We start from the raw sequence: 13,847 nt of genomic DNA on the forward strand, positions 1-13,847 counted from the left end.
CCAATCACCATGGTTTGCCTTTCGAGCATCAGCGTAACCTTAGGTTTAAAGACTAGAGCTAACATTTTATGATGGTAGGTTCAGCCAAAAACTTTAGAAAACTAACAATAGAAAGCTTGTTAAATAAGAGCTTAATTGCTCTTCGGATGAGGATAAATATGGCAATTTGAGATAAAGACTCTGCTAACTAGAAAATTACAATCGTAGCGGATGATTATTTCGAGTACTGCAATTTATTATGCTTTCTGCTCATTTACTAGCTTACTAATTTCATTTGCGTGCAGCATCTCAATCGTACCAGGAACATTTATAGTTCTAAATTTCCCACCTGTCTCAATGTATTTATGCTCCTCTTTAACTTCGGCTTTCTCATAACCTGCAAAATCACATAAATTTTTAAAGTAGTCATTTGAATATCGATAAGCAGCTACCAAATCGTCAGTTGTGGTTCCAATCGAAAGGTATTTCTCTTGCCCTTTACCTTCAACCTCTATGTCAAGATATATCCCTTTAGCAGATAGCTCATTATAGATTTCAGGAAGCCCTAGGGTGTAACTCAGGTTATGAATGGTTACGCATGCATTGAGTAAATAAAGACTAAATACTTTCTCTGGATCTTTATTTTTTAAAATGTAATCAATTTGCCATCTTGCAGTACCCAACAATCTTTCAATGGAACTAAACATGTCAGTGTTAACTTCAGGAATCCCAGAGTTTGGGTTACCTTTAAAAAAATTTTTGTGAATTCTGGGATGTATCTTAAACAGGCCATTAAAGACACCAAAATAATCTGCCCCTTCAAGTCTATCAAAGTATGAAAACAACTCTTTTCTATGCGAATAAAAAGCGTCTAAATTATTTTTATGCGCAGTAATGGCTATCTGCTTTGCTGTTTGTTCAGTCGCGTGAAATCGAGATATCAGGACAGCTAGCGGTATTGTAAGCGAAAGAAAAGTAAGAGGAATGGTACTAATATTGAAGAAAGTAGCGAGTCCATTTGACGAAATATCAATTTCGTAACCATGCCATGCTATAGCGCCAAAGATAAAAAAATATAAAACAGGGATTAGAATACACAACCACAGTAAGCCCTGCTTTAATAAGCCTTTTTCTGGGTTTAACCTGAAAGAGCTCCATCCTAAAACTAACATTATTAGTACGGGCGCAAGCAATAACGGCCCAAGGATAATTGATAAAAGCATTAACTCTTCCTTCAACCTTATATCTCCATTGGCATAACAGTGTTCTACCCCGACTTTTCGTTAAGCCCCAAAAAAATACACTAGGATCTAAACTTTCAGGGGAGAATTATTTAAATATCACAGTAAGTTATCACCGTTATCGCATCACATTCAACACTTTGTTGGACAAAAAACAGAGAAGAAAACAGTGCTTTTTGCAGCAAAAGTTTGACGATAGAAATTGAGCAAAATAAGGCAATCTAAAACTCCTCAGAGATGACTTAGCTAATGGCTTAAGATTTGCTTATCCACCACGGCGCATTGGCAAACAGACGACAAAGCGCGATGACGCCATTATGGATAAGCCAAAATAATAGGAGCACCCGATCTGCTATGAAATCCACCATAAGAGCCATGAAAATAACCTTAGATGACCTTAAAGGGCCAGAGATAGCGGCATTGCTGCAGGAACACCTCAACGATATGCGGGCAACCTCACCGCCTGAAAGCGTTCACGCATTAGATCTTGACGGCCTGCGTCAGCCCAATATTCGCTTTTGGACCCTATGGGATGGCAATAATCTCGCGGGTTGCGGTGCACTAAAATGGTTAGATGCCGAGCACGCCGAGATCAAATCCATGCGCACCGCCGCGCCCTATAAGCAGCAAGGTATAGCGTCTAAAATATTGCAGCACTTAATTAACGATGCCAAAAGTGCTGGCATCAAACGCCTCAGTCTAGAGACAGGCTCGATGGACTTCTTCAACCCCGCTCGCCTGCTCTACTGCAAATTTGGCTTCGAAAGCTGCGGCCCCTTTGCCGATTATCGACTCGACCCCAATAGCGTGTTTATGACGAAGAAAATTTAAAACACATGCGCCTTAGTCTTTGAAATTCATCTCTAAGGCGCTGTGCTGCAGTTAAGTATTCGCTCGCTTAACCACAGCTGCAGTTCTGTGCCCGTTCCACCAATGGATAATAAACCCAAGCAACAGTCCCCAAAATGCGCTGCCGATACCCAGCACACTAAAACCTGATGCCGTGACCAAGAAAGTGATCACCGCTACTTCGCGATCTTCAGTTTTAGCTAATGCGGCGGTAAGGCTATTGGCGATAGTGCCAAGCAGCGCTAATCCGGCGATGGCCAGTACTAATTCCTTCGGGAAAGCGGAAAACAGGCCAACAACAGTGGCGCCGAGTAACCCAGTGATAAAGTAAAATACGCCGCCCCACACTGCCGCCCAGTAACGGGTCGCGGGATTCGGGTCAGCTTCTTTACCCATGCAAATAGCCGCTGTGATGGCGGATAAGTTAAAAGCAAAACCGCCAAAGGGCGCGAGAATGACCCCGATTAGCCCTGTGCTCGTGATCAAAGGTGAAATGGGCGGCCTGTAGCCATTACCGTGCAGCGCAGCGACGCCCGGCATATTTTGCGAGGCCATAGTGACCACAAACAGCGGTAACGCCACGCCAATCACACTCGCCAGCGAAAACTCAGGCGTAGTCCACACCGGCATCGCCAGTTGCAACTCTAAGGCATCTAGCTTGAGTAAATCTAATTGAAAGCTCATGCCAATGCCCACCAGCAACGTCAGCAAGATGATGTAGCGCGGCGCAAAAGGTTTAACGACGACAAACACCAACAGCATGATTAATATGAGGCTCAGCTGGGTTTGCATCGCCTGAAATAGCCCTAGGCCAAATTGTAGCAGGATCCCCGCCAACATGGCTGAAGCGACTGACTGCGGCATGATACGGATCAGTTTATCCATCCAGCCTGCCACCCCGCAAAGGGTGATTAACATCGAACTCACCAGAAACGCGCCTATGGCTTGGTTGACGCTCAATCCCGCTAGGCTGGTCACCATTAGCGCTGCGCCCGGTGTCGACCAAGCCGTTAGAATAGGATTCTTGTAGTAAAGCGATAATCCTATGCTGGTCACGCCCATGCCCACACCTAAAGCCCACAGCCATGAACTGATCTGTGCTGGTGTCGCCCCCACAGCCTCCGCTGCTTGAAAGATGATCACAGCCGAGCTGCTATAACCCACTAATACCGCAATAAATCCCGCTGATATTTTTGATAAACCCCCTGCATCTCGCCACATATCCACTCCCTTTCTCTGCAATTGATGTCGCCATTACTTTGTGCGCTATAACTTATAAAATGAACAAGATCGCTTTTTGTGCGCTATAACGTACGAGATGGACAAGATAGCACCTGTGCGTTATAACGTACAAACTAAATTTTCATAAAAATGATGGGGCCATTGTGCAGACGATAAACAGCTATCTCGCCACCACGCTTAAAGCACTGCGTAATCAAAAGGGATGGAGTTTAGATAAAGCCGCCCAAGAGACGGGCGTGAGTAAGGCCATGATAGGACAAATCGAGCGCGGCGAATCTAGCCCAACCATTGCGACGCTGTGGAAAATTGCCAGTGGATTCAATATCTCTCTTTCGACCTTTCTCGAACCCACGCCCCAGAGCCAAGGCGCTGTATTCCGTAAGCCCGACGAATTACGCCAACAACCCGCCACCGACGGCATGCTAGTCGCCTCACTGTTTCCCTTTGAAGAGCGCTTCGGTTTCGAGATGTTTGAACTCACGCTGCTGCCAAACTATGAGCGGCTTTCTGAACCCCATGAAGCTGGCGTCACTGAACATGTCATTGTATTAAGCGGCACGATGGAAGTGTTAGTCGATGGTCAGTGGCAAACGCTCAAGCAAGGTGAAGCGGTACGATTTGCGGCCGACAAACCCCATGGCTATCGCAATCTCAACGACCAAGCCGTGGTCTTCCACGACATCATTCACTATCAACGAGGCTGTGAATCTAGCTTGTAGCAGCTTATCTAACGCCAGTAATGCCGAGTTCGGGCTCTTGCACGGCCAAAGACCAAACCCTTCACTATGATAATCTGCAACGCTTGCACTCGCCGATTCATTAGAATAAACTTATTGAAAATTTTCTAATGGTAGGGGCAGTGCTATGTTTCAATCTTTACTGGCTAAGTTATCCGGCAGTCACTCGGGCGAAAAGTGTTGGCAATTGATTGAGCAAGGCGCACGGGTGATTGATGTGCGTTCACCAGAGGAATTTGCCTCCGGTCATTTGCCCCAAGCCATTAATGTGCCATTGCCAACGCTCGACCAATGGTTGCATCAAGTCGATAATAAACAACATCCCTTCGTGCTCTACTGTGGCGCGGGTATTCGAGCGCAAAAAGGCTGCGATATCCTCAAGGCCAATGGTTTTGGCTGCGTGGTGAATGGCGGTTCGCTTAAAGATTTAGTCTGCTGCCAACCGAGCTAATTTAAGCCTTGGTTGTTCGGCGCCAATCTTACCAATCTGTATGTTGTGATGGTTTAGATATCTGCGAGGTGATGTATGCATAAAACGAATCATGCCAAAGCATTACAGCTTGAAGCCGCACAGGTTAACCCTGCTGAAAAGCCGGTTGAAACTGAACGCCCTGCACGCTTTAGCATCAGTCGTAATCGCGACCAAGCCAGCACTAAGGTGCGTTATGTTGAGACTAGCACCCTTACTAAAGGTTGCAGCCTTTGCGAATGAGAGCTAAATCTACGACTTAAACCTAGTAGCTCAAACCTAACCATTTAAGCAAAGCGTGCTTAGCTTAAATGGACTACAAAAATGCCAGCCTATTAAAGGCTGGCATTATTTATTCAGCTAAATCAAATGACTCAACTAAAGCAACAGAACGATTAAGCCTTCAGCTGATCGATACAGTGTTTCGCTTCGCTCATGCCTTTATCGTGTGCTTCTGGACCCATGTTCAGCGCTTCGGCGTAAACCACTTCAACATTAGTGATACCAATAAAGCCTAAAACCGTTTTCAAGTAAGGTACAACGTGATCCGTTGGGCCATCTTTGTGAGCGCCGCCACGGGTCGTCACTAACACAGCGCGTTTACCTTCCACTAATCCTTTTGGGCCTGTTTCAGTGTAAGTAAAAGTCACACCAGCGCGGGCAATGAAATCGATCCAGTTTTTAAGTTGAGCCGGAATAGTGAAGTTATACATAGGCGCTGCGATAACAATAGTGTCGTTCGCTTTTAATTCAGCAACTAAAGTATCTGATAATGCGAGCATTTCTTGCTGACGTGCCGATAATTCTGCACCACCACGTAAACCAGAAGCGATTTCACCGTCTACCATAGGCAGCACGTCTTTACCGCCTAAATCACGTACTGTGATAGCGGCGCCTTGGGTTTCCCAGTGGCTAGCTAAGTGGTCAATTAACACGGCAGATTGTGAATAACCGCCAAGAATGCTTGATTTTAAAATTAAGACTTTAGACATAATCTGCTCCGAAAATAGGTAAATGACTCAGAGTCAGATGGAATATCTCAACTCTATGACGCTAGTGTATTCGCCCATAAAAAAGAAATAAAGTGGATAAAATTTGAGATTCACTTCGATTTTTTAGAAAGGTTATAGGTTGTCGCGACGCGCTATAAATTAACTCACTTTCGGCGCACTGACATACAGGCCTTCGAATACCGCACAAAGCTTAGCATCACAATACAATTGCACAGCTAACTTCACTTTCACTCTGCGCCCCCTTTGCAACGGACTGAGATCCACAGTTGGCCATTGCACTGTTACCACTGGATCACAAGTCACTGGAGCGAGATAACGAATATGGGCATCGGCGAGCACTATGTCACCCGCAACGCCAGCTAACTGCTGGTTCAGCCACACAGAGCCCCAGCCAGTTAAGGTCATCAAGGTATAAATACTGCCGGCAAACATGGTCTGATGCAGATTAATATTGGGCGCTATCGGCGCAGTGACTCGAAACTCACCCTCGCTGTAATCTAGCGGCGCAATCTGCATAAATTCACTAACAGGAATAGTACTGTGCCACGTCTGGCGTAATTGAGTGAGTAATTGAGTAAGTAGTAATTCATCCATGTGCATTTACCTTGATACAGCCCTCTTCACAGCTAACACCGAATAAGTTCAACACTCTATCCCCCATAAAAATCACGCGATGACTAATTTAATAGCTAATGTAATAGCTAACACGATAACTAACGCAATCACTCGCGCGATAAGAAGCTACACCTGTAGATTAAAAGTCACAGGGCCATCATTGACTAAGGACACTTGCATATCGGCGCCGAATTGTCCGGTTTCTGTGGTCACGCCCTTAGCGCGGCAAAATGCGACAAACTCTTCATAGAGTGCCAAGGCTTGATCCGGCGTACCGGCGCCCGAAAAACTCGGCCTCAAGCCACGGCCCGTATCGGCGGCCAAGGTAAATTGCGACACCACTAACAAAGAGCCACCGACTTGCTCTAGGTTGAGATTCATCTTGCCATTCTCATCGGAAAACACGCGATAACTCATCACTTTAGTTGCCAGTTTTTCCATCTTCTCACGGGTATCTTCCTGCTCGACGCCCAGCAGAACCAACAAGCCTTTATCGATTGCGCCTATGGTTTGATTATCGACAACCACACTGGCGCGGCTCACTCTTTGAATTAACGCAATCACAACTTTTCCTTTTTAGATTAAGGCTTAACGGGAACCATTTGCTGCATGAGCGGGATAGGACGAATATATTGATCGATGCCATCTGGCAAGGATTGCGCGACTTGTGCCAAACCGCCATTGGTCCACAGCATAAAACGACGTAACTCTTCGATTTCAACACGGTCGGCAAAGGTGACTGTGCCTTGTATTTGGATCACTGCGCCTTGGTCCAGCAACACGAACTTGGCAAAATTAAGCTTTTGATTCAAAGTGCCAATCACCACAGGCAGCTCTTGGCTAGCCTGTAATTGCGGATGCACGGCATAGAAACGATTCATTAAAATACGGTCAATGCCCGCAGAATTAATACTCGGCTCAAGCAAAAACTGGTTATTACCAAACTGCACCGCAACTTTAGTTGGCGCAACCTTGGTGGCCAAGTAGTTAGCGTTAATCAACGCTTGATGCAAGCGCTCTGCGGCAGCTTCATTGGTCAGTCCACCCAGTTCAACGACTTTGGGCGCGACGGGTGCCACGACCTCCTGAGCCACCACAGGGTCAATCGCGCTGGTTTGAGAGAGCGCCGTGGCGGCACAGGCAGTTAATCCGAGTAAACTGGCACTGATGAGCAATGTTTTCATTGTATTTCCCTTTGATGTATCCACGACCACATAGCATGGATTTCTGCTGTGACCGCCAAAAACAACGACTCGCTATTAAGCATATGTCCGCCGTCGGCAACAGATTGAATCGTCATAGCATGCTCTAACCCAGCCAAAAAATCGCGCAATAGCGCCGCTGGGCAAATCGCATCCTGCATTCCTTGCAATAACACACTACGCGCCTTCACCCTAGGCGTCACGCGTTGCAACACACTCATGGCATTGAAGTAATCATGCCGAGCAAAGTGCAATTCGATATCCGCTAACGCTAATACTGGGTCGGGTAACAGTCTTGGCAACACCAATCTCGCCCCCGCGAGCTTTAGCTCCCACTGAACCCAACGCCGCGCAAAATGGTGCCGCAGGTTTTCATCGGCCGATGCCAAACCTTGATGGTACGAATCCAGCAGTTCAGCCAGCGATGGCGCAACGGGCGCATTGCCACTAAAGAGTCGATAAGCCGCAGGTTGCAATTTTGCCGCGCCGTCAGCGCCATAGAGCCAATCTATGCCTTCTTTAGACGGAATAAATAACGCCCACAGCACTTGCGCTATCACCCGCTCTGGGAACAATCCGCTGTAAATTAAGCCTAATGTGGCCCCAAAGGAGCCGCCCGCTAAACACCAGCGCTCAATACCTAACGCGAGGCGAATCGCCTCCATATCGCAGATCAAACCATTAAGATGATTATGGGCTAAATCGCCAAAGGGCAAGGATTGCCCAGAACCTCGTTGATCTAACAGCAAGATCCAATATTGATCGCCATTAAATAAAGCTAAATCACCGATATCACAACCCGCTCCCGGACCACCGTGCAAATATAACAGCGGGATACCTTGAGGATTTCCGTATTGTGCAAGATGTAATTGCTGACCATTGCCAACGCTAAACCAGTCGCGGCGGATAAAAGGGGGAAAGGATTCAAGCACTGATTCAGGCATTAAGTGTTATCGCCATTACTTAACCGTTTAGGGATGTTATTCCGATTTTGCCACGGCCTTGAGTGCCGTCACCTCTGCCGACGTTAAGGTTACAGGCTGATTATCTTGGCAGTCTTGTAAAGGCTTACCATCCAGATCCGTTTCATCCTCATCGGAGCTCGACTCATAATCTAAATACTCTGGCATAGCCGCGGTAATTTCCGCGCCGAGTAATACTATCATCCACGATAAATACACCCAGACAAAGATAATAGGGATCACGGCTAAAGCCCCATAAATAGCTTCGTAGCTCGGAAACTGAGTCACATACAAGGCAAAGGCTTTTTTACCTAACTCAAACAAGATTGCGGCGACAATCGCCCCTAATAGTGCATGTAGAAACTTCACCTTTTGATTAGGCACTACCATATACAACAGCAAGAATGCCGCAACTGAAAACAGCATGGGCAAGCGCTCAAGAAACACGGGCACCACACCCGACAACTGACCGTCAAAAACCTTCAATGACACTACGTAGGAAGTCGCCACCAAACTGGCCCCCACCAAAACAGGACCCAAAGTGATGACCATCCAATACATAGAAAATGCGACCACCACGGAACGCTTCTCTTTAGTACGCCAAATGTTATTGAGGGATTTGTCGATAGCGGAAATCAGCAAAATAGCGACCACCACTAAAGCGGCAATCCCCACGGCTGTGCCCTTAGAAGCGTTGGCGACAAACTCATTGATATACACTTGTACAGTATCGCCAGCGGCGGGTAAAAAGTTCTGATAAACAAAGCCTTCTATCTGCCCACGAATGCCTTTAAACACAGGAAAAGCGGACAGCATAGACATAGTCACGGCCACCATAGGCACGAGTGACAATAGCGTGACATAGGCCAAATGCCCGGCGCGGATATTGATCTGATCTTCCACTAAACGCCGCCTTAAATGCAGCAGGAAGTGCCAGATCCCGAGGAATAAGACGCGAATTTGTGCCAGTTCTATCTTCTTAGTCACGGGTTTCTCTTGATTCTGTTGGTATAGACTCGTTATCTTCGTACAATAAACACTTAATTTACAAGTCTAAGGAGTGAATTGATGTCTCAACAAGGATCTGCGGGTAACGTTATTTCCGCTATTGCTAGCCTATTTTTCCCTGGGTTAGGCCAACTATTACAAGGCCGCATTATGGCAGCACTGTTATTTTTCATTATCACAGTGGTAGGTTATGCACTCTGGTGGCTAATTGTGCCCGCGGTAATAGGTGCTATCTTTCATCTGTGGAGCATTATCGATGCGGCCCGATTTAAGGCCGATTAATTTCAATTCACTCAGTGACGGAATACCCAATGAAAAGACTGATAACTTCAGGCCTGATTGCCGCATGCCTCCTGCTCAGTGGTTGCCAAAGCGCCTATTACGGCGCGATGGAAAAGGTCGGTTACCATAAACGCGATATTATGGTCGACAGAGTTAAAGACGCGAAAGAATCCCAAGAGGACGCCCAAAAAGAGTTCAGCTCGGCCCTCGAAGAGATGCAAGCCCTGCTCAATCACGATGGCGGCAACCTAGAAAAAGCCTATAACAAGGCCAAGGATGAATACGAGTCAGCCCAAAGCGCCGCAGACAACGTTAGCAACCGCATCAAGAAAGTTGAAGATGTGGCCGAAGCGTTATTCGATGAATGGCAAGATGAAATTGGCGAAATCAGCAAAGCCAGCCTGCGCCGTAACAGTGAAGCTAAGCTCAAAGAAACGCGCCGCGCCTACGGACAATTGATCAAAAGCATGCACCGCGCCGAATCAAAAATGCCGCCTATCCTCACCGCCATGAAAGACAATATGCTGTATCTCAAGCATAACTTGAACGCCCAAGCCATTGGTGCAATCAAAGGCGAATTTGCTAGTCTGCAAACCGACATTTCGGGCCTGATTAAAGAGATGAACAAATCGATTAATGAGTCGAACAAGTTTATTGAGTCACTCGAAAAATCCAAAAGTTGAACCAAAGCTGCTACTTAACTCCTAAGCCCTAGCACAATAAAGTGCTGGGGCTTTTTATGCTTTGTGTGACCTCGTCCGCTGTCCCTGCAAGCCATACTTTATTTGTGCAAGCCCAAAACACTTGGCTTTGTGAGCTATGGCGCGCTTTAGTGGATTGATAGCACCAATCTTAGACCTGCCGCACAATTTCATTTAGTACTCAAAAACTTATCATCAGCTCATCACTCAGACACTGTACTCGTTACTCATTTGCTGTATTCATCACTATGACTTTTATCGAATCACTTACTCTGATGTTGGCACTCATGTATCTCGCCTCACTGAGCTATTGGAGCGGCCAGAAATGGGGTGCTGTCGTAACACTGTTACTCAGTGTCAGCGCCGTCGCGATCAGCCTTTACTGGCCTTTAGCACTCGGACTGATTATTGCGCTACCTTTAGCGTTAGTAGGACATAAATTTGCACCTGACTCCTTCAAAGGTGAGATTAAGATCAATACTCTGCGGGAAGGCACTCAACATGTCTTAGCGCTATCGCTTTTACTGGTTGCCGTGCAATACACAATTAATACCGTATTGCTTAAGCAAGGAATTACACCTTGGCTAATGCGCCCCGATGTGGTCGATGCTTTCCTGCCGATTGCCGGCGGCATTGAACTGAAGGCCATTGTCAGTCTAAATTTGTGGGATCAAACCCATCCTGCAGCCGCGGTGATGTTAGCGGCGGTATTGCTCACAGGATTACTTTGTAAGCGGGCATTTTGTGGTTGGGCTTGCCCATTAGGTTTGGCAGGGGAATATTTGTATGCTGTTAGAAAACGCTTTATTAGATCAGAACTAACACCACCCGCTTGGCTCGATTGGCCACTGCGAATGCTCAAGTATTTATTGCTGCTTGGCCTTTGCTACATAGTGATTGGCATGCCAAGTGAGTCGATTCCTTATTATCTCGAAGGTAATTATCACAAGATTGCCGACTTAAAAATGGCACTGTTCTTTCTGACGCCGAGCCTGATTACCTTGTTTGTGTTTGCGCTGATCCTTGCCTTAGCCGCATGGCGCCGCCAGGGATTCTGCCGTTACTTGTGCCCTTATGGTGCCATGCTCGGGATCTTAAGCTTTGCGAGCCCATTAAAAATCCGCCGCGATACACAGCATTGCCTTATCGAGGCAAAAGGGATGAAATGCGATAAGTGCACCCGCGCCTGCCCAGCAAACATCATAGTGCACACTAAGACTACGGTGCGCAGTGATGAATGCCAGGCCTGTATGCGCTGCGTCGCCGCTTGTCCAAAATCAGCCGCCCTTGGTCTAGGTCTTAAATCTGGCCACAGACTCGGCCATAAGGGATTACTCGCATTAGTGCTCATCGCCTTATTTATGCTGCCGCTTGGCGCTTACTTAGCTGGCTTCTGGCACAGCCAAACACCCGACAATATCCGCATGGAACTGATCCAAGTAATAGATAGAGTGGGGCATTAACTGAGTATAGGTTTGCTTTTGAACTAGTCTAAGTTGGTGTGTTATTATGCACCTCCTTAAACAGTCATTGAAAAAATTTATCGTATGAAACAGAGTAAATTTCGCAGCGTGTTGTTTCTATATATTTCCATGCTATTCATATTAAATTGTTCTCGCATTGCGAATTACATTGTGTATCACGATTATTATAAAGAAACATTCGATTTACTCACGGTGATATTTACATCATTTCGCTTTGATATCATGACTACTGCTTATGTCATGATCATACCTACATTGCTAATATTAGTACCAGGAAGTGGCCGCATTACTTGTTTCATAAAAGATATGGGTTTGAAGCTTGGTTTAATAATGCTATTGCTATCTACACTCGCACTTATTGGAGATTTTATTTATTTTGGTGTAGTAAATAGACACACATTTAGCGATCTACCATTGTTAATGACTGAAACATCTTTTGTATTACCATTTTTAATGAAAGATCATTTCGCGTTAACGATATTTAGCGTTGCTACTATAGCCATAATAATTATTTTGCTGGTGAAAAAATACCAACTATTTTTCTACCACAATAAAAACCATAATACTCTAGCATCACAAATTGGCGTTTTTGTTATTGCGATCCCTATCTTGATATTATTTCTACGAGGATTAAACTTGCATGGAAAGCCACTTGGCATTATCGATGCATATAAAAACCAAAGTGAGCAGCAAGCTAATTTAATTTTAAATGGTATTTATACAGGTGGCAAAGGAACTACTCAAAACTTCAAGCGTACTGATTATAAATTCTTTAATTCCGAAGAGCTTAAACAACAGCTAAATAAGACAGAAGATGAAGCATATAAATATCCATACGTAAGCCAATTCTCAGAGAATACACCTAATGGCCGAAATTTAGTTATCATTTTGGTAGAAGCGTTAAGCTATGCTTATATAGATGGATTATCGGGTTCAGACTATAAAGTCACACCATTTTTAGATGAACTGTCAAAAAAAGCTGAGGTTTATGATAATTTCTATGCTGTTGCTCAACGCAGTAACTTAGGTGTTCAAGCGAGCTTGTTTGGCATACCTCCCCTTGAGAGTGTTGGTTATATCGGAGGAGGACTGGAATTATCACGCCTTACAAAAATTGGTAATATTGCTCAAGCTCATGGCTACCAAACCCAAATGCTGCAAAGCTCAAAACGTGACTCGATTCGTTTAGATTCGATAGCCAACTATGCTGGTTTTCAGCAATATCTTGGACGTAGTGATATCCCAATAACACGAACTGACTACCCCGATCCTGATGGCGCACAGTTTGGTTGGGATTATGAGATGTTGATGAAAACACTCGAATTAGCAAACGAAAAAACTAAGCCATTTATTAGTTTTTCGTTTACAGGTACCACCCATATGCCATATGTAGAAACACCGAAGCATTTACAGGTTTATCCATATGGACAAGATACATTCACCGATTTTTTGAATACTGTTAGATATACAGATGAATCTCTTAAAGCATTTTTTGCGGAAGCATCAAAACAGGACTGGTACGAAAATACAACCTTTATGATTTTGGCAGATCACACTTTGTTCAAAACGAAAACGCCGGGCTTAGAAAGCGCATTCCATATTCCGTTATGGATTTATCGTCCTGGGCAAAATATTCCCCCTAAACGACATAAAATACTCGCAAGCCAATTAGATATTTTACCTACCGCTTTTGATTTGCTCGGATTTAATGACGAGTTTGCATCAGTTGGTCGCTCTCTTTATAGGGAACGAAAACCCTATAGTATTGTAGTAAAAGGCGACTTGCTTGGCGCATTTACCAACTCAGGTAGTTTTTTAATCGCTGGAGATAAAATCATATCTGAGAATGAAAGTGTAGACTTTATTGAGAATCAGGCACCTAAGTATGCAGAACAGCTAAAGCTTGAATTTCAACTCTCACAGCAAGCAGTTTTGAACAATACTTGGGTTAAATAGCATCAAAGCACTGCCAATCTAACGAAGCACACTGCAGATAATGGTTTATATCACTATCTGCAGTTTTTAATGTATACACCAGAATATTGATTACAGTTAGTAAATCA

General features: G+C 45.1%; 16 protein-coding genes. 8 read left to right on the plus strand and 8 right to left on the minus strand.

Annotation, left to right across the window (positions count from 1 at the left end; all coding sequences use genetic code 11):
• Positions 1 to 236: 236 nt before the first annotated feature.
• Positions 237 to 1,217 (minus strand): hypothetical protein, encoded by a 981-nt coding sequence (locus tag Q4Q49_RS20880; protein WP_312000348.1) that lies wholly within the window; start codon positions 1,215 to 1,217, stop codon positions 237 to 239.
• Positions 1,218 to 1,574: 357 nt separating this feature from the next.
• Between Q4Q49_RS20880 and Q4Q49_RS20885 the strand changes: the two genes are divergently transcribed.
• A complete protein-coding gene (locus Q4Q49_RS20885) occupies positions 1,575 to 2,051 on the plus strand; it encodes a GNAT family N-acetyltransferase (RefSeq protein WP_312000349.1) in 477 nt (158 codons plus the stop codon).
• A 51-nt stretch (positions 2,052 to 2,102) separates the two neighbouring features.
• On the opposite strand, the gene Q4Q49_RS20890 is transcribed toward Q4Q49_RS20885, so the two are convergent.
• Positions 2,103 to 3,290: a benzoate/H(+) symporter BenE family transporter gene (locus Q4Q49_RS20890; protein ID WP_312000350.1), complete on the minus strand. Its 1,188-nt coding sequence runs from the start codon at positions 3,288 to 3,290 to the stop codon at positions 2,103 to 2,105.
• 164 nt (positions 3,291 to 3,454) lie between these two features.
• On the opposite strand from Q4Q49_RS20890, the gene Q4Q49_RS20895 reads away from it, so the two are divergent.
• The 3 genes from Q4Q49_RS20895 (at position 3,455) to Q4Q49_RS20905 (ending at position 4,760) form a co-directional block, all read left to right on the plus strand.
• A complete protein-coding gene (locus Q4Q49_RS20895) occupies positions 3,455 to 4,030 on the plus strand; it encodes an XRE family transcriptional regulator (RefSeq protein ID WP_312000351.1) in 576 nt (191 codons plus the stop codon).
• A 145-nt stretch (positions 4,031 to 4,175) separates the two neighbouring features.
• Entirely contained in the window at positions 4,176 to 4,499 is a 324-nt protein-coding gene (locus Q4Q49_RS20900) for a rhodanese-like domain-containing protein (RefSeq protein ID WP_012586539.1), read from the plus strand.
• A gap of 75 nt (positions 4,500 to 4,574) precedes the next feature.
• The gene (locus Q4Q49_RS20905; RefSeq protein ID WP_259527450.1) at positions 4,575 to 4,760 is read left to right on the plus strand and encodes a hypothetical protein; all 186 of its coding nucleotides are present in this window, start codon (positions 4,575 to 4,577) and stop codon (positions 4,758 to 4,760) included.
• Positions 4,761 to 4,912: 152 nt separating this feature from the next.
• Here the strand turns inward: Q4Q49_RS20905 and azoR are convergent, their stop codons facing one another.
• From azoR to Q4Q49_RS20935, 6 genes are all read right to left on the minus strand, one after another.
• Positions 4,913 to 5,509, minus strand: coding sequence for an FMN-dependent NADH-azoreductase (gene azoR, locus Q4Q49_RS20910; protein ID WP_312000352.1), 597 nt, complete (start codon positions 5,507 to 5,509; stop codon positions 4,913 to 4,915).
• A 159-nt stretch (positions 5,510 to 5,668) separates the two neighbouring features.
• Positions 5,669 to 6,124 (minus strand): thioesterase domain-containing protein, encoded by a 456-nt coding sequence (locus Q4Q49_RS20915; RefSeq protein ID WP_312000353.1) that lies wholly within the window; start codon positions 6,122 to 6,124, stop codon positions 5,669 to 5,671.
• 147 nt (positions 6,125 to 6,271) lie between these two features.
• Positions 6,272 to 6,709, minus strand: a complete 438-nt coding sequence (gene dtd / locus Q4Q49_RS20920; RefSeq protein ID WP_006079790.1) for a D-aminoacyl-tRNA deacylase — start codon at positions 6,707 to 6,709, stop codon at positions 6,272 to 6,274.
• A gap of 17 nt (positions 6,710 to 6,726) precedes the next feature.
• The gene (locus tag Q4Q49_RS20925) at positions 6,727 to 7,329 is read right to left on the minus strand and encodes a hypothetical protein (RefSeq protein WP_312000354.1); all 603 of its coding nucleotides are present in this window, start codon (positions 7,327 to 7,329) and stop codon (positions 6,727 to 6,729) included.
• On the minus strand, positions 7,326 to 8,291 hold the full coding sequence (locus Q4Q49_RS20930; RefSeq protein WP_312000355.1) for an alpha/beta fold hydrolase: 966 nt from the start codon (positions 8,289 to 8,291) through the stop codon (positions 7,326 to 7,328). The genes Q4Q49_RS20925 and Q4Q49_RS20930 overlap by 4 nt, the downstream gene beginning before the upstream one ends.
• 36 nt (positions 8,292 to 8,327) lie before the next feature.
• Positions 8,328 to 9,296 (minus strand): virulence factor BrkB family protein, encoded by a 969-nt coding sequence (locus tag Q4Q49_RS20935; RefSeq protein ID WP_259544418.1) that lies wholly within the window; start codon positions 9,294 to 9,296, stop codon positions 8,328 to 8,330.
• An 81-nt stretch (positions 9,297 to 9,377) separates the two neighbouring features.
• Between Q4Q49_RS20935 and Q4Q49_RS20940 the strand changes: the two genes are divergently transcribed.
• From Q4Q49_RS20940 to Q4Q49_RS20955, 4 genes are all read left to right on the plus strand, one after another.
• Positions 9,378 to 9,599, plus strand: coding sequence for a hypothetical protein (locus tag Q4Q49_RS20940; protein ID WP_006079786.1), 222 nt, complete (start codon positions 9,378 to 9,380; stop codon positions 9,597 to 9,599).
• 29 nt (positions 9,600 to 9,628) lie between these two features.
• Positions 9,629 to 10,282: a DUF2959 domain-containing protein gene (locus tag Q4Q49_RS20945; protein ID WP_312000356.1), complete on the plus strand. Its 654-nt coding sequence runs from the start codon at positions 9,629 to 9,631 to the stop codon at positions 10,280 to 10,282.
• Positions 10,283 to 10,548: 266 nt separating this feature from the next.
• A complete protein-coding gene (locus Q4Q49_RS20950) occupies positions 10,549 to 11,763 on the plus strand; it encodes a 4Fe-4S binding protein (protein WP_312000357.1) in 1,215 nt (404 codons plus the stop codon).
• A gap of 84 nt (positions 11,764 to 11,847) precedes the next feature.
• Positions 11,848 to 13,740, plus strand: a complete 1,893-nt coding sequence (locus Q4Q49_RS20955; RefSeq protein WP_312000358.1) for an LTA synthase family protein — start codon at positions 11,848 to 11,850, stop codon at positions 13,738 to 13,740.
• The last annotated feature ends 107 nt before the right edge of the window (positions 13,741 to 13,847 follow it).

Origin of the sequence: Shewanella sp. SP1S1-7 (assembly GCF_031932105.1) — a bacterium.
GTDB classification, from domain to species: domain Bacteria; phylum Pseudomonadota; class Gammaproteobacteria; order Enterobacterales; family Shewanellaceae; genus Shewanella; species Shewanella baltica.

Excerpts from the sequence above, each read along its gene's own strand:
- Q4Q49_RS20905 (WP_259527450.1), top strand. The coding sequence starts at position 4,575 with ATGCATAAAACGAATCATGCCAAAGCATTACAGCTTGAAGCCGCACAG.
- Q4Q49_RS20945 (WP_312000356.1), top strand. The coding sequence starts at position 9,629 with ATGAAAAGACTGATAACTTCAGGCCTGATTGCCGCATGCCTCCTGCTC.
- Q4Q49_RS20930 (WP_312000355.1), bottom strand. The coding sequence starts at position 8,291 with ATGCCTGAATCAGTGCTTGAATCCTTTCCCCCTTTTATCCGCCGCGAC.
- Q4Q49_RS20885 (WP_312000349.1), top strand. The coding sequence starts at position 1,575 with ATGAAATCCACCATAAGAGCCATGAAAATAACCTTAGATGACCTTAAA.
- Q4Q49_RS20915 (WP_312000353.1), bottom strand. The coding sequence starts at position 6,124 with ATGGATGAATTACTACTTACTCAATTACTCACTCAATTACGCCAGACG.
- azoR (WP_312000352.1), bottom strand. The coding sequence starts at position 5,509 with ATGTCTAAAGTCTTAATTTTAAAATCAAGCATTCTTGGCGGTTATTCA.
- Q4Q49_RS20950 (WP_312000357.1), top strand. The coding sequence starts at position 10,549 with ATGACTTTTATCGAATCACTTACTCTGATGTTGGCACTCATGTATCTC.
- Q4Q49_RS20940 (WP_006079786.1), top strand. The coding sequence starts at position 9,378 with ATGTCTCAACAAGGATCTGCGGGTAACGTTATTTCCGCTATTGCTAGC.
- Q4Q49_RS20890 (WP_312000350.1), bottom strand. The coding sequence starts at position 3,290 with ATGTGGCGAGATGCAGGGGGTTTATCAAAAATATCAGCGGGATTTATT.
- Q4Q49_RS20900 (WP_012586539.1), top strand. The coding sequence starts at position 4,176 with ATGTTTCAATCTTTACTGGCTAAGTTATCCGGCAGTCACTCGGGCGAA.
- Q4Q49_RS20955 (WP_312000358.1), top strand. The coding sequence starts at position 11,848 with ATGAAACAGAGTAAATTTCGCAGCGTGTTGTTTCTATATATTTCCATG.
- Q4Q49_RS20925 (WP_312000354.1), bottom strand. The coding sequence starts at position 7,329 with ATGAAAACATTGCTCATCAGTGCCAGTTTACTCGGATTAACTGCCTGT.